This is a genomic window from Sphingomonas sp. BL-S-25, assembly GCF_055521555.1.
In genome coordinates, this window is the sequence record NZ_CM145486.1 from 1,544,711 (window position 1) to 1,566,139 (window position 21,429).

Genomic DNA, 21,429 nt, shown 5'->3' on the forward strand with positions numbered 1-21,429 from the left:
CCCTTTCCCCCTGGATCGACTTTAGTTCCCGCTACGCCGATAGTACCAATTCTGTCGTTGGTGCATAACCAATAGACTACAAATAAATTACAGAGTCCATACGCAATGCGCTACAGGGCGTACCGAGAGGCAAATGGGAGGGCATGACATGACGCAGATCGAACGACCGAGGCTGGTATCGCTCGACGTGCTGCGCGGGCTGACCGTGGTGGGGATGATCCTGGTCAACTCGATGGCCGGGATGAAATATGGCGCGCAGGCGACGGTGTGGCCACCCCTGCTCCACGCCCATTGGGACGGGCTGATGCTCGCCGACCTGGTGTTTCCGGGCTTTCTGATGATGGTCGGGGTGGCCATCCCCCTGGCCTTTGCCAAGGTAAGCGAAGGCAGTCAGACGCGGCCAATTCTCGGACGCACCGTCAGGCTGTTCGTGCTGGGGTTCATCCTGTCGAACCTCCACTGGTTCGCGACCTTCGACGGCGCCTGGCGGCTGTTCGGCGTGCTGCAGCGAATTGGCCTCGCCTATGGCGCCTGCACCTTGTTGTTCCTCGCCTGCGGTCCGCGGGTCCGCCTGGCGATCATCGCCGCGATCCTGGTCCTCTACTGGCCGCTGAGCCTTCTCCCCGCGCTCGACGGCCTCCCCACCGACATCTGGCAGCGCGGGCACAATTTCGTCGCTTCGGTCGACCGGGTCCTGCTGGGCGCCGGGGACCATAATTACGTGAAAGGCCCCGAGGGCTATGATCCCGAAGGACTGCTGGGCACGCTGCCGGCGATCGCCCATGGGCTGATCGGCGTGGCGATCGGCGAATATCTGCTGAAGCGCCCGCCCCATGCGGCCCGCACGCTCGCGCTCGCCGGCGCAGCGATGCTGATCATTGGCGTTGCCTGGGGCTTCGCGTTCCCGGTGATCAAGGACATCTGGTCGAGCAGCTTCGTGCTCGTCACCTGCGGCATCACCACGCTGGCACTCGCCGGGCTGCACGCCTGGCTCGACCGGCCGGGCGAGGCTGGGCCGGCGACGCGCGCCTTCACCCTGTTCGGCGTGGCCTTCGGAATCAACGCGATCGCGGCTTACGTCATCCACCAGCTGACCGCGCCCATGCCGACCTGGAAGCTGATGCTGGTCCCGTTCGAGGCGCTGCGCGGGTCGATCGGCGACGCGGCCGCGTCCTTCGTCCCGGTGCTGCTGTACATCGCCTTCATCTGGCTGTGCGTCGACTATCTCCAACGCAAGCGCTGGGTCATCAAGATCTGAGCGAGGCTAGAGCCAGAGGATAAGACCAATAGTACCTTTAAGATACCTATTGTGGAATCCGACCGGCTTTCCTATGATCGGCACATGATGGCAGACACCGAAGTCCGGCCCGAAAGCGGGGGCATCGATCCCGCTCGGACGCTGATGTATCGCGAAGCCGAGGAAGCGGGCGCTGCCGTCGCCCGCTTCCTGGCGGCGAACTACGATACGCTGCAACGGATCGGAGAGCGGCTGCGCCAGATGCCGCCGGCCTTGGTCGTCACCTGCGCCCGCGGGTCGTCGGCGCATGCCGCCGCCTATGGCAAGTTCGCGATCGAGACGATGACCGGGGTGGTCACCGCCCCCGCCGCGCTGTCGATCGCCTCCATCTATCCCGTGCCGGCCCGACCCGCCGCCGCACCGGCACCCCGGCTGTGCATCGCCATCTCGCAATCGGGCCGCAGCCCCGATCTGCTGGCGGCGGTCGAGGCGCAAAAGGCCGAGGGCGCCTATGTCGTCGCCCTGGTCAATGTGGCGGACTCGCCGCTGGCGGGCATCGCCGACGAGCTGCTGGCGCTCAACGCGGGCCCCGAACTCTCGGTCGCCGCCACAAAATCCTATCTCGTCTCGCTGGTCGGAATGGCGGCGATCGTCGCCGCCTGGACGCAGGATCCGGCACTCGAAGCGGCGATCGAGCGGCTCCCCGACCTGCTGCGGCGCGCCTTCGCGCTCGACTGGAGCGCCGCGCTACCGATGCTGACCGATGCCACCAGCCTGTTCGTGATCGGTCGCGGCTATAGCTACGGCGCCGCGCTGGAAGTTGCGCTGAAGCTGAAGGAGACCTCCGGCCTCCATGCCGAATGTTTCAGCGCCGCCGAGGTCAAGCACGGACCGATGGCGATCGTCGGCGAAGGTTTTCCGATCCTCGCGCTGGCGGGAAGCGACGCCGCCGGCGACGATGTCCGCGAAACCGCCGCACTGTTCGAGGCGCGCGGTGCGCAGGTCTGCCTTGCGGACGCCAGCGGTGCCGCCGGCACCCTGCCCGCCCTGGCCGAACATCCGATGATCGAGCCGATGCTGATGGTCGAAAGCTTCTATGCACTCGCGGCCAGGCTGGCGGTCGCGCGGGGCCATGATCCCGATTCTCCGCCCTATCTGAACAAGGTCACCCGCACGGTATGAAACTGCGCATCGCCAATGGCGCGATCATCGTCGGTCGCGCGGTGTTCGCCGCGGCGACGATCGAGGTCGTCGACGGGCGGATCGCCGGACTCGATCCCGCCATTTCGGGATCGCCCGATATCGACCTCGACGGCGGCTGGCTGGTGCCCGGCTTCATCGATACCCAGGTCAATGGCGGCGGCGGGGTGTTGTTCAACGACGATATCAGCGTCGACGGAATCGCCGCGATCGGCGCCGCCCATGCGAAGTTCGGCACCACCGCCTTCCTGCCGACGCTGATCAGCGACACGCCCGAACATGTCGCAGCCGCGCTGGACGCTGCCGATGCGGCGATCACGGCGGGCGTACCCGGCGTGGTCGGCGTGCATATCGAGGGGCCGTTCATCAATCCCGCCAAGCGCGGCATCCATGAGGCCGATCGCATCCGTCAGCTCGATCCGGCGATGGTCGAGCTGCTCAGTCGCCCGCGCGCGGGGCGCGTCGTGCTGACCATCGCCCCCGAACGGGCCAGCCTCGCGCATGTCCGCGCGCTCGTCTCGCACGGCGTCATCGTCTGCGCCGGCCACACCAATGCGACCTATGACGAGGTGCAGGCGGCGGTCGGCGAAGGGCTGAGCGGCTTTACCCATTTGTTCAACGCCATGTCGCCGCTGACCCACCGCGCACCCGGCGCGGCCGGCGCCGCGCTGGACGCGCCGGGTTGCTGGTGCGGACTGATCGTCGACAACGCCCATCTCCACCCGGCGACGGTGCGCATCGCGATCCGCGCCAAGGGGCCCGACCGCATCATGCTGGTGACCGACGCCATGCCCAGCGTCGGCACCGACGCGACCAGCTTCATGCTGCAGGGCAAGCGCATCGAGGTGCATCACGGCGTGTGCACCTATGAGGACGGCACGCTCGCCGGGTCCGATCTCGACATGGCCACCGCCTTTCGCAACACCGTCGAGATTACCGGTCTCGATCCGGTCGAGGTGGTCCGCATGTCGAGCGAGGCGCCGGCGGCGTTTCTCGGCCTGTCGGCCAGCCACGGCACGCTGGCGACGGGGCGCCGGGCCGACTGGGTGGTGCTCGATCGCGACCTGAATGCGCGAAGCACCTGGATCGGCGGCCAGCGGATCGCCGACGGCATCGGAGCGGATCACCGGCGCGGCTAGGCGCCGACACGAAAAGGGGGAGTGCGGCTTGGCCGATCTGATCATCACCGCACCGGTCAAAGGCTGGGCGGCACCGCTGGAGGAAGTACCCGACCCGGTCTTTGCCGGACGGATGATGGGCGACGGGGTCGCGATCCACCCGACCGGATCGACGATCCACGCCCCGTGCGACGGGGTGATCGTGTCGATCCACAAAGCCGGACATGCGGTCACGATCCGCAACGCGGCCGGCGCGGAAATCCTGATCCATACCGGGCTGGATACGGTCGCACTGGGCGGCAAGGGGTTCGAGCCGCTGGTCGCGGCCGGTGCCGTCGTGTCGCGCGGCGATCCGCTGATCCGGTTCGATCTCGACGCGGTCGGCCGCGCGGCGACCAGCCTGATCACGCCGGTGATCATCACCAACAGCGACGCCTTCCGTATCGATCGGCGCACGACCGGACAGATGGTCGGCATCGGCGAATCGCTGATGACGCTGGTGCCGATCGACGCCGGGCCGCGCGACTTGGCGGATGACGACGGCGAGGTCTGTCGCCGCACGCTGACCGTGCCTTTGGTCCACGGCATCCACGCCCGCCCGGCGGCGCGGATCGGCGAATGCGCGCGCGCCTATCAGGCCGAGGTCGAGATCGTCGCCGGTGAGCGCCGCGCCAATGTCCGCAGCGCCGTGGCGCTGATGGGGCTGGGCCTGTCGCATGGCGACGCGATCACCGTCGAGGCACGCGGACGCGACGCCCGCGAGGCAGCCGAGGCCGTGGCCGGACTGATCGCCAGCGGCATGGGCGAGAGCGCGGCACGGGCCGCACCCGCGCCGACGGTGACGCCGGTCGCCGAGGCCGGGCCAGTGCCCGACGGTGCGCTCGCCGGACTCTGCGCCGCGCCCGGCATCGCCATCGGCACCGCCGCATGGCTGCGCGCCGACCTGCCCGAGGTGGCCCGCGATGCCGCCGATGGTTTGGCCGAAAATGCGGCGCTGGACGCGGCGCTGGCGCGCGTGCGCGATCATCTGACCGCTTCCGCGACGCAAGGCAGCGCCGCCCAGCAGCAGATCCTGGCGGCACATCTCGCCTTTCTCGACGATCCCACATTGTCGGGCGCGGCGCAGAAGCATATCGTCGCCGGGCGCAGTGCGGGCTTTGCCTGGCGCGAGGCGATCGATGCGCAGACCGCGGCTTTGCGCGGATCGGGCGACGCGCGGTTCGCGGAACGCGCCGACGACCTGGAGGATCTGGCGCACCAGGTGCTGCTGGCGCTGGCCGGCCGCGACCCCGCCGCCCGCAGCTTCGCACCCGGCACGATCCTGCTGGCCGAGGAACTGCTGCCGTCGCAAGTGATCGGGCTCGAGCCCGGCAGCGTCGCCGGCGTCGCGCTGGCGCGGGGCGGGGCGACCTCGCATGTCGCCATCATCGCCGCCTCGCTCGGCCTGCCGATGCTGGTGGCGGTCGGCGCCACGCTGTCCGACATTGCCGAGGGGAGCCGGCTGGTCCTCGATGCCGATGCCGGGCTGCTCCATGTCGAGCCCGACGACGATGCGCTGGCGGGCCATCGTGCGCGCAGCGACGCGCTTCAGGCACGCAAGGTGGCGGCGCTGGTCGCGGCGCAGGACGAATGCCGCTCGGCCGATGGAACGCGGATCGAGCTGTTCGCCAATCTCGGCTCGCCCGAGGATGCAGTGACGGCAGCTGCGCGCGGGGCCGAAGGCTCGGGGCTGGTGCGCACCGAATTCCTGTTCATGGACCGCGACACCGCGCCCGATGAGGCCGAGCAGCGCGCCAGCTACCAGGCGATCGCCGATGCGCTGCCCGGCCGGCCGATCATCATCCGCCTGCTCGACATCGGCGGCGACAAGCCGGCGCCCTATCTGCCGCTGGCCCCCGAGCCGAACCCGATGCTGGGCCAGCGCGGCATTCGCGCGACGCTGGCGCATCCGCAGCTGCTCGACACGCAGCTGCGCGCGATCCTGGGCGTCCGTCCCGCCGGCCAGTGCCGGATCATGGTCCCGATGGTCGCCAGCCTGAGCGAACTGCGCGCGGTTCGCGCCGCAGTCGACCGCATCGTCGCGGCGGACAACCTGTCGGACGATGTGCAGGTCGGTGTGATGATCGAGACGCCGGCGGCCGCGGCGACCGCCGACCTGATCGCGGCCGAGGCCGATTTCCTGTCGATCGGCACCAATGACCTGACCCAATATACGCTGGCGATGGACCGGGAGAACGCCGCGGTGGCGGCAAGCGTCGATGCGATGCACCCGGCCGTGCTGCGGCTGATCGGACAGAGCTGCTCCGGCGGCGCACGTCATGGCCGCGTCGTCGGCGTGTGCGGCGGGCTGGCATCGGACCCGCTGGGGATTCCGGTGCTGCTGGGGCTGGGGGTGACCGAATTGTCGACCACGCCCGGCTTCGTGCCCGAGGCCAAGGCGCTGGTCCGCCGCCTCGACCTCGGTCGCTGCCGCGACCTGGCCCAGGCGGTGCTGCAACTGGGATCGGCAACCGAAATCCGCGCGCACGTCCGCGCTTTCATCGAGGAGCTTGGCTGATGCGCAACGCGATCGAAGCCCTTCAGCCGCTGGGCCGCGCGCTCATGCTGCCGATCGCGGTGCTGCCTGTCGCGGCGCTGCTGTTGCGGCTCGGCCAGCCCGATCTGCTCGATATCGCCTTCATCAGTGCCGCGGGCGATGCGATCTTCGCGCATCTCGGCCTGTTGTTCGCGGTCGGCGTCGCCACCGGCTTCGCCCGCGACGGTAATGGCGCCGCGGCACTGGCCGGCGTGGTGTGTTTCCTGGTGGTGGGCCAGGCGCTTCGCCTGTTCATCGACGTGCCGCCCGACGCACTGAAGGACGTGACGGGCGACGCGGTGAAGATGGCATCGGATGCGTTTCGCGAGGCTGCGGTCGCCAAGCTGGAAGTGCCGATCGGAATCCTGTCGGGGCTGATCGGCGGCCATTTCTACAATCGCTTCTCGACCATCGCCTTTCCCGAATATCTGGCCTTTTTCGGCGGCCGGCGCTTCGTACCGATCGCGGCCGGCGTCACCGGGCTGGCGATCGCGGCGGTGCTGGGCGTCAGCTACGGCCACATCAGCGCGGGTATCGACAGTGCCAGCCGCGGAATCGTCGATGCGGGCGGGATCGGGCTGTTCGCTTATGGCGTGCTCAACCGGCTGCTGCTGGTGACCGGGCTGCATCACATCATCAACAACATCGCCTGGTTCGTCGTCGGAGATTTCCAGGGCACGACCGGCGACCTGCGCCGCTTCTTCGCCGGCGACCCCAGCGCAGGCGCGTTCATGTCCGGATTCTTCCCGGTGATGATGTTCGGCCTGCCCGCCGCCTGCCTGGCCATGTATCACGAAGCGCGCAGCGACCGGAAAAAGGCGGTCGGCGGCATGTTGTTCAGCCTCGCGCTGACCAGCTTCCTGACCGGCGTGACCGAGCCGATCGAGTTCAGCTTCATGTTCCTGGCGCCGGTACTCTACGCGATCCATGCGGTGCTGACCGGCATCTCGATGGCGCTGATGAGCGCGCTGGACATCCATCTCGGCTTCGGCTTCTCCGCCGGGCTGTTCGACTATGTGCTGAACTTCGGCAAGGCGACCAACCCGCTGCTGCTGCTGCCGGTCGGCGCCGCCTATGCGCTGGTCTATTACACGCTGTTCCGCATCGTGATCCGCAAGCTGAACCTGAAGACGCCGGGCCGCGAGGACGTGACCGCCGCGCCCGCCGCTGCTGAGCCTGCGGTCGCGCTGCCCCGCGGCGCGGCGTTCGTCGCCGCGCTGGGCGGCGGCGCCAATCTGGTCAGCGTCGATGCCTGCACCACCCGGTTGCGGCTGATCGTCGCGGACCAGTCACGGATCGACGAGGCCGCGCTGGCCGCGCTTGGCGCGCGCGGCGTGATCAAGCCCTCGGCCAAGGCGGTGCAGGTCGTGCTGGGCCCGGTGGCCGATGCGGTCGCGATGGAAATCCGCGCCGCGGCGGGCAGCGGGGCACAGGGGGCCGCACCGGTGCCGGCTTCCCTGCCCGAGTCCAACTCGGTCGAGCTGCCCCCCCAATTGATCGAAGCTTTGGGCGGCAGCGGGAACATCCGCAGCGTGACGCGGTTGCATGGACGACTGCGCGTCGAACTGGCCGAACCCGGCCGAAGCGACCTCGACGCGGCCGGCCAGGGATATCGTGCGGCAGTTGTGCTGGACGACGGCGTCGTGCATCTGCTCGAACCGGCCTGAGCGACGCGGAAAAGATCACCCCGGCACCAGCCTCAGACCGGATACAGACGAGCCCGCCGGTCGGCCAAGTTGTTACACCGCTGGAACTTATCGGCGCGCGAGGCGTCTCCTCGACATTCAAGGAGGAGACTGATCATGGGCTTGATTCTTTGGCTTGTCGTCGGCGGCGTCATTGGCTGGCTCGCCAGCATCATCATGCGCACCGACGCCCAGCAGGGCATTTTTCTCAACATCATCGTCGGCATCGTCGGCGCATTCATCGGCGGCCTGATCATGAGCGGTGGCTCGATCAACAGCGCACCGCTGACCGTGACCTCGTTCCTGGTTTCGCTGCTGGGCGCGGTCATCCTGCTCGCGATCGTCAACCTGGTTCGTCGCGGCAGCGTTCGCTAACCGTTGACCCTCTTGTCGCCAGCCGCCGCCCTGTCGGCGGCTGGCGCAGGATCGACAGGGTCCCGGAGCGGGAACCTTGTCCTACTATTGCCGACAGCATGTCGCAGCGCGCGGGCCGACCCAGGCCTGCGCGCTGCGTCGTTATGGAAGAATACCCTCGACGACGACATTCTTGACGCTTTCTTTTGTCGGACTATACCGCTGAGTGCGTGACGGGGGCTGCGCCATTGCCTTGCCTCCCGCGCCCAGAACAGTCTGACAGGGAGGAATGATGCTCGATCTCGTCCGTCCGCTCGCCGCCGCGTTGATGCTGGCGTCGGCATTTCCGGCAATCGCCCAGGACCGCGCGTCCGGCCCGGTCGAGGTCCTGGTGGATACCGCCAAGCCCGGCAGCAAGATCGACCGCAACATCTTCGGCCAGTTTGCCGAGCATCTCGGCACCGGGATCTATGGCGGCGTTTGGGTCGGCAAGGACTCGAAGATTCCCAATGTCCGCGGCATCCGCAAGGACGTGGTCGCCGCGCTGCGCGCGATCCGGGTGCCCAATGTGCGCTGGCCCGGTGGCTGTTTCGCCGACGAATATCACTGGCGCCACGGCATCGGCCCGGCAAAGGACCGCCGCGTCACGATCAACTCCAACTGGGGCGGATCGACCGAGCCGAACACATTCGGCACCCACGAGTTCATGGACTTTGTCGATCAGATCGGCAGCGAAGCCTATATCTCGGTCAATGTCGGGTCGGGCACGGTGGCGGAGGCTGCCGAGTGGATCGAGTATATGACCGCCGATCCCGCGACGACCGCGGGCAAGGAACGCGCGGCCAACGGGCGCACCGCGCCGTACAAGATCAAGTATCTCGGCCTCGGCAACGAAAGCTGGGGCTGTGGCGGGTCGATGACGCCCGGCTATTATGTCGACCTGATGAAGCCCTTTTCCCGCTTCGTGCGCAACTATAACCCTGCCCAGACGGGCGATCAGGCGATGCAGCGCATCGCGGTCGGTCCGAACGACGGCGACATCGGCTATACCGAGGAGGTGATGAAAGCTTGGAAGGGGCATGACTGGGCCTGGAATATCGAGGGCCTGTCGCTCCATCACTACACCACCGGTGGCTGGCCGCCGTCCTACCCCAGCGTCAATTTCGACGAGGGCGCCTATGCGCGGCTGGTCAAGGAAACGCTGGCGATGGACGGCCTCATCGCCAAGCACGGCGCGATCATGGATCGCTATGACCCCGAAAAGAAGATCCCGCTGGTGATCGACGAATGGGGCCTGTGGCTGGCGCCGACCCCGGGGACCAATCCCGGCTTCCTGCAGCAGCAGAATTCGATGCGTGATGCGATCGCCGCCGCGCTGAACCTCAACATCTTCGCGCGCCATGCCGACCGGGTGCGGATGACCAACATCGCCCAGATGGTGAACGTCCTTCAGGCGATGATCCTGACCGACAATGAGAAGATGGTCCTCACCCCGACCTATCACATCTTCAAGATGTACCTGCCGTTCCAGGATGCGACCTTCGTGCCGGTGCGGTTCGATGCGGGGACGTTCAAGCAGGGCGATGTCGAGCTCCCGCGCGTCGATGCGGTGGCGGTGCGCGATACCGCGGGCAAGCTGTGGCTGGCGGTGACGAACCTGGATCCCGCCCGGCCGGTTCGCGTCACCGGGCGCCTGCCGGGCGTGACGGTGAAGGCCGCACGCGGCGAAGTGCTGACTGCACCGCGGGTCAATTCGGTGAACAGCTTCGACGCGCCGGAAGTGGTGGTGCCCAAGCCGTTCACGGGCAAGGCCGAGCGCGGCGGCGTGACGCTGGAGCTGCCGAGCAAGTCGGTGGTGGTCGTCCAGATCGAGTCCTGATCCGAACGGGGATGGCGGCACCGTGCCGCCATCCCCGCACGCTCACTCTTCGAACGCGTCGACCGTCTTGCGCCGACCGAGCAGGAAGGCGTCGGCGACCAGCCGCAGCGGATCGACATCGACATCGCTAACGCGGTCGCGGACCAAAGTCGCGAAATGCGCATACATCGCCGGATATTCGCGATCAGGGCGGCGCGCGGTTCCGTCCGACAGCGTCAGCACCGCACCACCTTCGCTCAGCGTAAGCGCGCCGGCATCGGTCTCCACCACGATGTCCCAGCTTTGCGGCCCGGTCTGGCGCCAGTCGAGATCCATCTCGACCGGTGCACCGCCGGTATCGCGCATCCCCAGCGTCGCGGCGATCGGCGCCTCGCGATTGGCCGGGAATTCGAGCAGCGCCTCGGTCAGGAAGACCGACCGCGGCAGGATATGCGTCGCGATCGACAGCGCGTTGATGCCCGGATCGAACACGCCGAAACCGCCGGCCTCCCAGATCCACGCCTGGCCCGGATGCCAGACGCGAACATCCTCGCGCCAGGTGATGCGCACCGCGCGGATCTCACGGTCCTTCAGCCATGCTTTTGCGGGCGCCACGCCGGCGGCGAAGCGCGAATGCCAGCTGGCGAACAGCGTGATGCCGGCAGCCTCGGCCTGCTGCTCCAGCGCAACGACCTCGCCAAGCGTCGCGCCGGGCGGCTTTTCGAGGAACAGGTGCACGCCGTGCGCGATCGCCGTCATCGCCAGCGCGTGACGGACCTGGGGCGGGGTGCACAAGGCGATCGCATCGACCGCCGGGCCCTCAGCGAGCAGCGTCTCCAGGTCGGGCAGATGCGGAATGCCATCGACCCCGGCATGATGCGGACTGACTGTCGCGACCAGCTCGAACGCGGGGTCGGCGGCGATGGCGGGCAGATGCTGGTCGCGCGCGATCTTGCCCATGCCCACCAGGGCGATGCGGATCGCCATGGTCAGAGGCTGCGGACGCGGGTGTTCGCGGCCTGATCGCCACGCGACAGCGGGTTGCGCAGCGGCAGGGTGAAGGGTGCCGCCTCGATCTCGAACCGGTCGCCCGGCGCGGTGCGGATGCCGTCGCTGAACGACAGCGTCGCGGTGCCGAAGAAATGGACATGGACGTCGCCGGGGGTGCGGAACAGCGGATATTTGAAATGATGATGCTCGAGATTGGCGAGCGCGTGCGACATGTTCGCCTCACCCGACAGGAACGGCTTCTCCCACAGCACCGCACCGTCGCGCACGATCCGGCTGGCGCCGCGCACATCGTCGGGCGCGGGGCCGGTCAGCAGCTCGGGGCCCAGCGCCGCCTGGCGAAGCTTGGAATGGGCCAGCCACAGATAATTGTGCCGCTCGGTCACATGGTCGCTGAACTCGTTGGCCAGGCACAGGCCGAGCCGCCACGGCGTGCCGTCCGGGCCGATCAGATAGATGCCGGCCAGTTCGGGCTCTTCGCCGCCATCCTGGGCGAAGCCGGGCATCTCGAGCGGTGCGTCGGGGCCGACCAGATGGGTGCCGTTGCCCTTGTAGAACCATTCGGGCTGTTGCCCGACCGCACCGTCATCGGGCTTGCCGCCCTCGACGCCTTCCAGGAACATGCGCATGCTGTCGGTCTGATGCGCTGCCTGCGCCGCGTCACGGTGCATCTTGTCGCGACCCTCCGCCGAACCGAGATGGGTCAGGCCGGTACCCGACAACACCAGATGCGCGGGATCCGGATGATCGATCGGCGCGATCAGCCGTCCGGCCTCCAGCTCGGCGCGCAGATCGACCTCGCCCGACGTGCCGAGCGCCGCGACTGCCTGCGCCAGCGTCTGCTCCTGCTCGATCGCCCGCAGCGCCAGTGAGCGCGTGTCGGACATGCCGATAACGAACCCCGCGCCCTCTTCCGTCGCGGCGATCACCCGCCGTTCGCCGTCCGCCCCGCGATACTGAGCCAGCCGCAATGTCACCGATCACTCTCCCGAAACCGCCACGACGGGCGTCATTTAGTCCGACATATTGGCAGCCGGGATCAAAGGCAACTTGCAAGCTCTGCATCCCGGGCGGATAAGGCCCGATCAACGAGAGGAGCTTGGGCCGGATGGCATCGCAGGATAAGGCGGCACCCCTGACCGCGACAGGCGCGGCGGAACGGCTGACCTCTTCCTCGAAGGGCACCGGACGGCGGTTGCGCGGTGCGGTGGCGCATTATCTCGGGACCGCGATCGTTTCCGGCCGGATCGCGCCGGGCGAGCGGCTGACCGGCGAGGTCGCCAACTCCGAAGCGCTCGATGTGTCGCGCAGCGCCTATCGCGAGGCGGTGCAGGTGCTGACCGCCAAGGGGCTGGTCGAGAGCCGTCCCAAGGCCGGCACCCGCGTCCTGCCGCGCAGCCGGTGGAACATGCTCGACCCCGCGGTGCTCGCCTGGGCCTTTTCGGGCGAACCCGATCTCGATTTCGTCCGCGACCTGTTCGAGCTTCGCGCGGTGGTCGAGCCCAATGCCGCGCGCCTGGCCGCGGCGCGCCGCGACAAGGCCGACCTCAAGGCGATGAAGGAAGCGCTGGCGCAGATGCGGCGCTTCACCCTGGCGACCGAAGCCGGACGCGCCGCCGATCGCGACTTTCACGACGCGCTGCTCCAGGCGACGCACAACAGCGCGCTCGTCGCGCTGAGCGCCAGCATCGGCGCGGCGGTCAACTGGACCACCCAGTTCAAGCAGCGTGCGCGCGCCCTGCCGCGCGATCCGCTGCCCGACCATGTCCGGGTCTATGACGCGATCGCCGCGGGCGACGGCGATGCCGCCAGCGACGCGATGCGCGTGCTGGTCGAGCTTGCGCTGGAGGACACGCGCTCGTCGATGTGACCGCCGCGCTCAGCGCAGCAGCGCAGCCTCCGCCCAGGTGACGGGATCGGCGAAGCGCGGCGCACCCGGCGTGCGTGCGACGAGTTCGACCAACTTTACCCCGCTCACGTCCGCGGCGATCGGCACCGCCGCCTCGCCGAACCGCATTGCCTTGGACCGCGCGAGTAGCCGCCCGTCACCATAAATCTCGAAGGTAACTGCCTGGCCCCGGTCGCGCGCGCTGTCATCGACGCCGACCCGGGCGGCGAAGCGGCGATAGCCCGAATTGCGCACCTCGACCCGCGAATTGGCGAGGATGCCGATGCCCGTGTCGAACCGCGTGCCCGCGATGGCGAGCTGTTCCGAATAGGGCGTGCTGTCGGCCTGGGCGCCTCCCCAACCGCCATAGCGCGGCCCCTCGCGCGAGCCGCGGGTGCCGGCCCAGGGCAGGATCGCGCGGTGGATCATCGGATCGGCCTGCGGTGCGACGACGCCGTCGGCAGCCGGGTTCACGCTGCCCGGCATTTCGGAGAGGTACATGCCATCGGCCAGCAGTCGCTTGCCCTTCGCGCGGAACAGCCGCGTCTCGCGCGGGGCGAGCTTCAGGTCGTACCGGTCGCGGAAGCGTGCGGCGCTGCCGTCCCACAAATCGGTCAGCGCGACATCGGCATCGCTGGCGAGCTTCAGATGCGCCGCCATCAGGCTGGCCGACACCGGCGCGTCGCCGCGGTTGAGGATCGCCACCGCCTTGTCGCCATCGGCCAGCGTCTTCACCAGGATGCTGACATCGTCTGAGTCATAAGCGAGCACCGCCTGGTTGCCCGCCGGATCCTGGTTCAGAGCGATGACCTCCGCCTTGCCCAGAATCGCCATCAATGCGGGCGCCGCGGCGCGCAGGTCATAACCGATCATCAGCGGCGCGTTGAGCATCGCCCACAGGCTGAAATGCGACCGCGCCTCGGTCAGGTGCTTCGCGTCGAAATCGCCGGTGCCGATATACAGCATGTCGGGGTCATTCCACGATCCCGGATGGGCATAGAGCGGACGGCGGATCACGCTGTCCATATTGTGGAGCATCCGCCCCCAGACCGGGAAAATGTCCTCGCTGGTGCGCGAGATGTTCGCCATCTCGCGCCCCCAGGAACGGACATCGGCCGCGCCCCACAGGCACAGCGAGAAGACGAAGTCGTCGTCCGGATTGACCCGCTCGAGCGCCTGGCGGACCTGGGTGTAGAGCAGTTTGGTCGCGGCGATGTCGGTACGGCCCAGCGACCCGCTGTCGACCAGAGGCGTCAGTGCGCGAAACTCGCCGCTCAGCACCTTGGGCGCGTCTTCGGCCAGCCCGCGAATCCCGCAGGCATCGACCTTGATCAGGTCGAACCCCCATTCCCCGAAATACAGCGCGATATCGCGATCGACATGGCCGTACAGCCCGACCTCGCGCTCTGCGACGGTGCCGCTGGGCTTGTTGGGCACATCGTCGCTATGGATCTGGCCGCAGCTGTTGCGCCCGATGTCCGAATAGATCCCCGCCTTCAGCCCCATGGCGTGAAGGCGGTCGGTCAGCGGGCGGAAGCTGGTCCGTCCGTCCGCCATCCGTGCCGAGGGGAATTTGTCGGCGCGGATGACCATCCGCCCATCGGCGCCGCGCCGCGCCCACCAGCCCTCGTCGATGTCGATATAGCGATAGCCGCGCGCCGCCAGCCCCGAGCGGACGATCGTCTGCGCCGACCCGATCAGCTTCTCTTCGCTGATGTCGAGCGCGAATGCGTTCCAGCTGTTCCAGCCCATCGGCGGCAGCTTGGCGGCACCGCGGCTATAGGCGCTCCACCGACCCTGCGCTTCCAGCCGGTCCGACTGGGCGGCCAGCGGGCTGGCGGCGAACAGCGCGCCTGCCACTGCGATCAGGGACAGCATCGATCGACGTGCCGGCTTGCGCTTCATTCTTGCCTCTCCCGCTTTGCCGTGAATTTGTCGGCTTAAATAATGCACGTCAACCGCAGCGATCGGATCAAATTTGCTGGAATCATGACAGGTGAGATCATGAGGGGACTTGGCGGGGTGAAGATATCCGGCATAAATAGCCTGACTAATTATCGATGATTCCGGCACGGATGATCGACCAGGGGAGGACAGAAGATGCCGAGACTCGCCGCGTCCTGGGGCGCCCTGCTGCTTGCCAGTACCGCGATCACCACCCTCCCCGCTCATGCCCAGCGCGACACACCCTCGGCAACCGAGAAGAAGGCGGACAGTCTCGCCGCCGATCTGGTCGGGCGGATGACGCTGGACGAGAAGATCGACCAGCTGCTCAACACCGCGCCCGCGATCCCGCGGCTGGAGGTGCCCGCCTATAATTGGTGGACCGAATCGCTCCACGGCGCGCTCGGATCGCTGCCGACCACCAACTTTCCCGAACCGATCGGCCTGGCCGCGACCTTCGACGCGCCGCTGGTCGAGCAGGTCGCCGGATCGATCGGCAGCGAGGTCGCCGGGCTTCACGCGCTCGCGCGCCAGACCGGGCGGATGGGGCGGATCGGCACCGGGCTCAACACCTGGTCGCCCAACATCAACATCTTCCGCGATCCGCGCTGGGGCCGCGGCCAGGAAACCTATGGCGAGGATCCGCACCTCGCCGCCGCGATGGGCGTGGCCTATGTCCGCGGCGTGCAGGGGCCCGATCCCGATCACCCGCTAGTGATCGCCACGCCCAAGCATTTCGCCGTCCATAGCGGCCCCGAATCGACGCGCCACAGCGCCAATGTCTTCGTGTCGCGGCATGATCTGGAGGATACCTACCTCCCCGCCTTCCGCGCGGCGATCGTCGATGGCCGGGCCGGATCGGTGATGTGCGCCTATAACCGGATCGACGGCCAGCCCGCCTGCGCCAGCGACGATTTGCTCGTCACCCATTTGCGAGAGGCCTGGGGATTTCGCGGCTATGTCGTGTCCGATTGCGACGCGGTGAAGGACATTGCCGACAACCATCATTACGCGCCGGACCCGGCCGCTGCAGTCGCGGCGGCGCTGCGCGCGGGCGTCGACAATGAATGCCATACCGCCACCCTGTCGGACACTGCCGGGCTGGGCGACCGGTACCGCGACGCGCTGAAGCGCGGTCTGATCACCGAGAGCGATATCGACCGCGCGCTCGTCCGGCTGTTCGCCGCACGCTACCGCAATGGCGACCTGCCCGGCATCCGCCGCAGCGCAGGCGATCCGCGCGCGGTCGGGGCACCGGCGCATGGCGCGCTGGCGCTCGCTTCGGCCGAAAAGAGCCTGGTGCTGCTCAAGAATGACGGCATCCTGCCGTTGCGCAGCGGCGCGCGGATCGCGGTCATCGGCCCGCTGGGTGACGCCACCCGCGTGCTGCGCGGCAATTATTCCTCGCCCCTGTCGGCGCCACCCATCTCGGTCGTCGACGGCCTGCGCCAGGCGATGCCCGGCGCGCGGATCGACTATGTCCCCTTCGCCGAGACCTTTACCGACGGCGACCCGATCCCGACCACGGCGCTGCGCGCGCCGGACGGCAAGCCGGGCCTGCTCGCGCGCTACTACAACGCGCTCGGCACGCCGCCCAGGCAGTTCGCGCCCGGTACGCTCGCCGACTATCTTCGCACCGTCCGCTTCGCCGACACGCCCGTCGCCACCCGCGTCGAGGACGGCGTCAACGGCCGCAGCCTGGACCTCGCTCAGGTCTCCGACCATCACCGCGTGGTGTGGACCGGCTTCATCGTCCCGCCGCACAGCGGAAGCTACCGGCTGGGCCTGTCCGGCTTCATGAGCGGGACGCTGAAGTTCGACGGCAAGCCGTTCGTCGACCTCAAGTACGCCCCCTGGGGCAGCCTGCCGACGATGAAGACCGTGCGCCTCGAAAAGGGCAAACGCTATGCTGTCGAGATCACCGGCGACGCCCATACCGGCACCACTGGCGTCGGCCTGGTGTGGAAGCGCGTCACCGCCACCCCGGAACGCGACCTGAAGGCAGCCGCGGCATCGGCCGACGTGCTGGTCGCCGTGGTCGGCCTGACCTCTGACCTCGAAGCGGAGGAATCCCCGGTCCAGATCCCCGGGTTCAAGGGCGGCGACAAGACCACGCTGGACCTGCCGCCCGACCAGCTCAAGCTGCTTGAACAGGCACGCGCGACCGGCAAGCCGATCGTGCTGGTCGCGATGAACGGCAGCCCGATCAACCTGGCCTGGGCGAAGGACAATGCCGCCGCGATCCTCGAGGCCTGGTATCCCGGCCAGTCGGGTGGCCTCGCGGTCGGCAATATCCTGGCGGGCCGGACCAACCCCTCAGGCCGCCTGCCGCTGACCTTCTACCGCAGCATCGACGAACTGCCGCCGTTCGGCGACTATTCGATGGCGGGGCGCACCTATCGCTATTTCGACGGCACCCCGGTCTATCCCTTCGGCTTCGGGCTCAGCTATACCAGCTTCGATTATGCGCCGCTCAGCGTCGCGCCGATCGGCGGCAACCCCGCCCGCGGCATCCGCGTCACCACCACCGTGCGCAACACCGGCCAGCGCGCCGGCGACGAGGTTGCCCAGCTCTATCTCAACTTCCCCGCCGATCCCGGCGCGCCGCGCATCGCGCTGCGCGGGTTTCAGCGCGTGTCGCTCAAGCCGGGCGAGTCGAAGACACTGCGCTTCGACCTCTCGCCGCGCGACCTGAGCGCCGTCACCACCGATGGTGTCCGCCGCGTGCTTGCCGGGACCTACCGCGTGACAGTCGGATCGGGCCAGCCGGGCACCGGAGTTGCGGGGCAGAGCGCGAATTTCGCCACGCCGGGCAGCGCGCCGCTACCCCGCTAGATCGGCACCGGTCAGGCGCAACGGCTTTCCGGGCTGAAGCGTGACGCGGTGCGAGCGGGTGCCATGGCGCAGCACCCGCTCGCCGCCGATTGGACTGACCAACGTCACGTCCGCCAAGGTGCCGTCCCGCCAGGCCAAGTCGACGGTGCAGGCGCCACGCGCGCGCAGCCCGCGAACCGATCCCGTCGGCCAGGCGCGCGGCAGCGCCGGCAGCAGCAGGATCTCGGCCTCGCGGCTCTGCATCAGCATCTCGGCAATCGCCGCTGCGCCCCCGAAATTGCCGTCGATCTGGAACGGCGGGTGCGCGTCGAACAGATTGGGATAGGTGCGCCCCGGCCCCAGCAGGAAGCGCAGGATGCGGTGGGCATGCTCGCCGTCGCGCAGCCGTGCCCACAGGTTGATCCGCCACGCCGTTGCCCAGCCGGTGGACTCGTCCCCGCGCAGCTCCAGCGAGCGCCGCGCCGCCGTCGCCAGTTCGGGAGTGCGGTCGGGATCGATCTGGTGGCTGGGGTAGAGCGCATAGAGATGCGAGACATGGCGATGCTCGGGCTCGGGCGCCGCCGCGTCCCAATCCTCCTGCCATTCCTGCAACTGACCCTGGCGTCCGATCCTGTCAGGCGGAAGCGCGGCGCGCATGGTGCGCAATTCCTTGGCCAGATCCCGGTCGATCCCCAGAATATCCGCCGCCGCCGCGGTCTGCTCGCACAGGTCGCGCAGGATCTGCATGTCCATCGCCGGCCCGGCGCAGATCGACGCGCCGAACGGGTGCCGGTTCTCGGGCGACAGCGACGGGTTGGTGACCAGCTGATCGGTGCGCGGATCGCGCTGGAGCGTGTCGAGGAAGAAGATCGCCGCACCGCGCATCAGTGGATAGACCGTCGCCAGCCATTTCGCGTCGCGGCCATAATCGTAGCGCGCCCATAAATGGGTGCACAGCCAGGCGCCGCCCAGCGGCCACAGCCCCCATTGCGCGCCATCGATCGGCGCGGTGGCGCGCCACAAATCGCTATTGTGATGCACCACCCAGCCGCGCGCACCGTACATGTCCCTCGCGGTCCGCGCGCCGGTCTCCGCCAGCTCGCGGATCATCGCGATCAGCGGCGCGGTGCATTCGGCCAGCCCGGTGATCTCCGCCGGCCAGTAATTCATCTCGGTATTGATATTGATGGTATATTTCGATCCCCAGGGCGGGTTGAGGCTCTCGTTCCAGATCCCCTGGAGATTGGCCGGCTGGCTGCCCGGGCGCGACGACGCGATCAGCAGGTAGCGGCCATAGTTGAAATAGAGCGTCGCCAGCCCCGGATCGTCCTGTTGCTCGCCGCGGCGCACCCGCTCGTCGGTCGGGAGTCGGGCCGCTGCTGTCGTGCCCAGGTCGAGGTCGACGCCGCGATACAGGCGGCGATGCTCGACCGCCGCATCCTGCGCGATCCGCGCGAAGCCAAGACGCACTGCCGCGGCCAGGCGCTCGCGGTTCGCGGCCGCCGGATCGCCGCCGACATCGTCGAACCGCCGAAAGCTGGTCGCCATGGCGAGCAGCAACGTTACCTCATCTGCGCCGCGAATGGCGAGCCCGTCGCCCGACCGCGTCACCGCGCCGCCCCGTGCGACGACCCGCAGTCGCGCCTCGAACTTCAGTGCGCCGGCAACGCCGTTCGCATCGCTATTGCGGCCGGTCAGGATCAACTCGCCCGCGTCAACCTTCGTGGCGGCACTCTTGTGCGGCGAGGTCAGCGAAAGGTCGCAGTCGATCGCGCCACGGCGATCGGCGGTCAGTCGAACCGCAATGACCTGATGCACCGGACAGGCAATTACCTCGCGGCGAAACCGGGTGCCGCCGAGGGTAAATCGCGTCGTCGCCATCGCGGAGTCGAGGTCGAGCGCGCGCTCATACTCGGTAGCATCGCCGTCTGTGGCACCGGGCATGGCGATCTGCAGATCGCCCAGCGTCTGGTACGGCATCTGCTGCAGCGGCCGCGCCATCAGCTTCGCATTGGCGAGCGCCTCGGCTTCTTTGTACTTGTTCGCGAAGATCAGCGACCGGACCTCGGCCAGCGCCAGGCGCGCTTCGGGATTGACCGGATCATAGGGCCCGCCGGCCCACAGACTGTCCTCGTTCAGCTGCAGCCGCTCCTGCGACACGCCGCCAAAGACCATCGCACCGATCCGCCCATTGCCGACCGGCAGCGCCTCGACCCATTCGCGCGCTGGCTGGCGATACCAGAGCCGGTGCTCGCCGACCGGACGCTCCGGAGCCGTCGACGCACTCGCCGGCAGGGCCAGACCGGCGGCGGCGCCCGCGGACCCCTTGAGCAACCGTCGCCGATCGATGCTCACTTGAAGGGTTCCGCCGCCTCCTCGGCGAGCACCGCCCCGGTCGGCTTTGCGCCCCACAATGCATAGAAGAGGATGTAGAGTTCGCAGACCGCGGTCAGCAGGAACGACCATTGCAGGCCATATTCGTCGGCCAGCATCCCCTGGACGAACACCAGCGCGCCGCCGGCGATCGCCATGATCAGCAGGCCCGACCCTTCCTCGGTCAGCGGCCCAAGGCCACGAATGCCCAGGGTGAAGATCGTCGGGAACATGATCGAGTGGAAGAAGCCGACCAGGATCAGCGACCACATCGCGACCGGACCATGGGCGAACACGGTGATGAGCATGACCAGGAACGCGCCGACCGAGAAGGCGGCCAGCACCGTCTCCGCAGGCACGCGCTGCATGATTGCAGACCCAAGAAAGCGGCCGACCATCATCCCGCCCCACAGGAAGGTCAGATAGTTACCCGCCTGCTGCGCGGTCAGGTTGGCAATGTCGGGCTGGCTGACGAAATTGACGAACAGATTGGCCACGCCGATCTCGGCGATCAGGTAGATGAAGATCGCGGGCACGCCGAACACCAGGTTGCGATGCTTCCACAGCGAATGCTGGCGGCGCTCCTCACGCGAGACGCGCGATACCGAATTGCCCATCGCCGGCAGCGGGAAGCGCGCGATCACGACCGCCAGAACGACCAACACCACCGCGACCAGGCCATAGGGCAGGATCACCGAATGGGCATCGGCCAGCCGTTCGGCCGGGGTCAGCACCGTGGTCGAATCGACCGTGCCTCCCTTGGTCCGGCCCAGGATCAGATAGGCGCCGAAGGCGGGCGCCAGCATCGTGCCGGCCGAGTTCATCGCCTGGACCAGGTTCAGCCGCGACGACGCGGTCTCGGGCTTGCCGACGATCGCGACATAGGGATTGGCCGCGACCTGGAGCAGGGTGATCCCGCTGGCGATGACGAACAGCATCGCCAGCGTGACGCCGTAGGAGGGGATGCTGGCCGCCAGCATCATGCCCAAGGATCCGACCGCCATGATAAGCAGGCCGATCACCAGCGAGCGCTGATAGCCGACCCGCTCGATCAGCTTCGCCGAGGGGATCGATGCGACGAAATAGGCGATGAACCACACGCTCTCGATCAGCGTCGTCTGGGTATAGTTCAGGTCGAACACGCTGCGCAGATGCGGCAGCAGCGTGTTGTTGATGACAGTGATGAACCCCCACATGAAGAACAAGGAGGCGAGCAGCGTCAGCGCCGGGCCGTAGCGCGTCGCGGCACCGGCGTTGCTGTAGGCGCTCGGCGCGCTCGATCCGGGCGGCAATGCCATGTGGGGACGTCCTCTCCTGATGCCGTTCGCGGCGGGTTGCTCTTTGGTTTCTAGTCGGAGTATTGATCGCCGTAACG

At 68.0% G+C, this 21,429-nt stretch carries 14 protein-coding genes; 9 read left to right on the forward strand and 5 right to left on the reverse strand.

Annotation, left to right across the window (positions count from 1 at the left end; genetic code table 11):
* The first annotated feature begins 148 nt into the window (after window positions 1–148).
* The 7 genes from ACZ1H8_RS07535 (at window position 149) to ACZ1H8_RS07565 (ending at window position 10,048) form a co-directional block, all read left to right on the forward strand.
* Window positions 149–1,258, forward strand: coding sequence for an acyltransferase family protein (locus tag ACZ1H8_RS07535; RefSeq protein ID WP_465180714.1), 1,110 nt, complete (start codon window positions 149–151; stop codon window positions 1,256–1,258).
* 84 nt (window positions 1,259–1,342) lie between these two features.
* Window positions 1,343–2,419: an SIS domain-containing protein gene (locus ACZ1H8_RS07540; RefSeq protein ID WP_465180715.1), complete on the forward strand. Its 1,077-nt coding sequence runs from the start codon at window positions 1,343–1,345 to the stop codon at window positions 2,417–2,419.
* Window positions 2,416–3,576 carry an N-acetylglucosamine-6-phosphate deacetylase gene (nagA, locus tag ACZ1H8_RS07545; protein WP_465180716.1) on the forward strand — a complete coding sequence of 387 codons (1,161 nt, stop codon included), beginning with the start codon at window positions 2,416–2,418 and terminating at the stop codon, window positions 3,574–3,576. Before ACZ1H8_RS07540 ends, nagA begins: the two co-directional genes overlap by 4 nt.
* A 28-nt stretch (window positions 3,577–3,604) precedes the next feature.
* A complete protein-coding gene (gene ptsP / locus ACZ1H8_RS07550) occupies window positions 3,605–6,112 on the forward strand; it encodes a phosphoenolpyruvate--protein phosphotransferase (RefSeq protein ID WP_465180717.1) in 2,508 nt (835 codons plus the stop codon).
* Window positions 6,112–7,797, forward strand: coding sequence for an N-acetylglucosamine-specific PTS transporter subunit IIBC (gene nagE, locus ACZ1H8_RS07555; RefSeq protein WP_465180718.1), 1,686 nt, complete (start codon window positions 6,112–6,114; stop codon window positions 7,795–7,797). Before ptsP ends, nagE begins: the two co-directional genes overlap by 1 nt.
* Before the next feature lie 135 nt (window positions 7,798–7,932).
* Window positions 7,933–8,190, forward strand: coding sequence for a GlsB/YeaQ/YmgE family stress response membrane protein (locus ACZ1H8_RS07560; protein WP_465180719.1), 258 nt, complete (start codon window positions 7,933–7,935; stop codon window positions 8,188–8,190).
* Window positions 8,191–8,458: 268 nt separating this feature from the next.
* Window positions 8,459–10,048 (forward strand): alpha-N-arabinofuranosidase, encoded by a 1,590-nt coding sequence (locus tag ACZ1H8_RS07565; RefSeq protein ID WP_465180720.1) that lies wholly within the window; start codon window positions 8,459–8,461, stop codon window positions 10,046–10,048.
* A gap of 42 nt (window positions 10,049–10,090) precedes the next feature.
* On the opposite strand, the gene ACZ1H8_RS07570 is transcribed toward ACZ1H8_RS07565, so the two are convergent.
* Both ACZ1H8_RS07570 and araD1 read right to left on the reverse strand, forming a co-directional pair.
* Window positions 10,091–11,014, reverse strand: coding sequence for a Gfo/Idh/MocA family protein (locus ACZ1H8_RS07570; protein WP_465180721.1), 924 nt, complete (start codon window positions 11,012–11,014; stop codon window positions 10,091–10,093).
* Window positions 11,015–11,016: 2 nt separating this feature from the next.
* Complete coding sequence (gene araD1, locus ACZ1H8_RS07575) at window positions 11,017–12,012, reverse strand: AraD1 family protein (protein WP_465180722.1); 996 nt, start codon at window positions 12,010–12,012, stop codon at window positions 11,017–11,019.
* Window positions 12,013–12,143: 131 nt separating this feature from the next.
* Between araD1 and ACZ1H8_RS07580 the strand changes: the two genes are divergently transcribed.
* Window positions 12,144–12,905, forward strand: a complete 762-nt coding sequence (locus ACZ1H8_RS07580; RefSeq protein WP_465180723.1) for a FadR/GntR family transcriptional regulator — start codon at window positions 12,144–12,146, stop codon at window positions 12,903–12,905.
* 9 nt (window positions 12,906–12,914) lie between these two features.
* Here the strand turns inward: ACZ1H8_RS07580 and ACZ1H8_RS07585 are convergent, their stop codons facing one another.
* On the reverse strand, window positions 12,915–14,828 hold the full coding sequence (locus ACZ1H8_RS07585) for an NPCBM/NEW2 domain-containing protein (RefSeq protein ID WP_465180724.1): 1,914 nt from the start codon (window positions 14,826–14,828) through the stop codon (window positions 12,915–12,917).
* A gap of 195 nt (window positions 14,829–15,023) precedes the next feature.
* On the opposite strand from ACZ1H8_RS07585, the gene ACZ1H8_RS07590 reads away from it, so the two are divergent.
* On the forward strand, window positions 15,024–17,702 hold the full coding sequence (locus ACZ1H8_RS07590; protein WP_465180725.1) for a glycoside hydrolase family 3 C-terminal domain-containing protein: 2,679 nt from the start codon (window positions 15,024–15,026) through the stop codon (window positions 17,700–17,702).
* Here ACZ1H8_RS07590 and ACZ1H8_RS07595 read toward each other — a convergent pair.
* Both ACZ1H8_RS07595 and ACZ1H8_RS07600 read right to left on the reverse strand, forming a co-directional pair.
* Window positions 17,691–20,036, reverse strand: coding sequence for a glycoside hydrolase family 95 protein (locus tag ACZ1H8_RS07595; protein ID WP_465180726.1), 2,346 nt, complete (start codon window positions 20,034–20,036; stop codon window positions 17,691–17,693). The two genes, ACZ1H8_RS07590 and ACZ1H8_RS07595, sit on opposite strands and share 12 nt — an antisense overlap.
* On the reverse strand, window positions 20,033–21,352 hold the full coding sequence (locus ACZ1H8_RS07600) for a sugar MFS transporter (protein WP_465180727.1): 1,320 nt from the start codon (window positions 21,350–21,352) through the stop codon (window positions 20,033–20,035). Before ACZ1H8_RS07600 ends, ACZ1H8_RS07595 begins: the two co-directional genes overlap by 4 nt.
* Window positions 21,353–21,429: the final 77 nt, after the last annotated feature.

What these genes read in the sequence shown, in the direction of transcription:
- ACZ1H8_RS07535 (WP_465180714.1), top strand. Translation starts at nt 149, where the DNA reads ATGACGCAGATCGAACGACCGAGGCTGGTATCGCTCGACGTGCTGCGC.
- ACZ1H8_RS07540 (WP_465180715.1), top strand. Translation starts at nt 1,343, where the DNA reads ATGATGGCAGACACCGAAGTCCGGCCCGAAAGCGGGGGCATCGATCCC.
- nagA (WP_465180716.1), top strand. Translation starts at nt 2,416, where the DNA reads ATGAAACTGCGCATCGCCAATGGCGCGATCATCGTCGGTCGCGCGGTG.
- nagE (WP_465180718.1), top strand. Translation starts at nt 6,112, where the DNA reads ATGCGCAACGCGATCGAAGCCCTTCAGCCGCTGGGCCGCGCGCTCATG.
- ACZ1H8_RS07560 (WP_465180719.1), top strand. Translation starts at nt 7,933, where the DNA reads ATGGGCTTGATTCTTTGGCTTGTCGTCGGCGGCGTCATTGGCTGGCTC.
- ACZ1H8_RS07565 (WP_465180720.1), top strand. Translation starts at nt 8,459, where the DNA reads ATGATGCTCGATCTCGTCCGTCCGCTCGCCGCCGCGTTGATGCTGGCG.
- ACZ1H8_RS07570 (WP_465180721.1), bottom strand. Translation starts at nt 11,014, where the DNA reads ATGGCGATCCGCATCGCCCTGGTGGGCATGGGCAAGATCGCGCGCGAC.
- ACZ1H8_RS07580 (WP_465180723.1), top strand. Translation starts at nt 12,144, where the DNA reads ATGGCATCGCAGGATAAGGCGGCACCCCTGACCGCGACAGGCGCGGCG.
- ACZ1H8_RS07585 (WP_465180724.1), bottom strand. Translation starts at nt 14,828, where the DNA reads ATGAAGCGCAAGCCGGCACGTCGATCGATGCTGTCCCTGATCGCAGTG.
- ACZ1H8_RS07590 (WP_465180725.1), top strand. Translation starts at nt 15,024, where the DNA reads ATGCCGAGACTCGCCGCGTCCTGGGGCGCCCTGCTGCTTGCCAGTACC.
- ACZ1H8_RS07600 (WP_465180727.1), bottom strand. Translation starts at nt 21,352, where the DNA reads ATGGCATTGCCGCCCGGATCGAGCGCGCCGAGCGCCTACAGCAACGCC.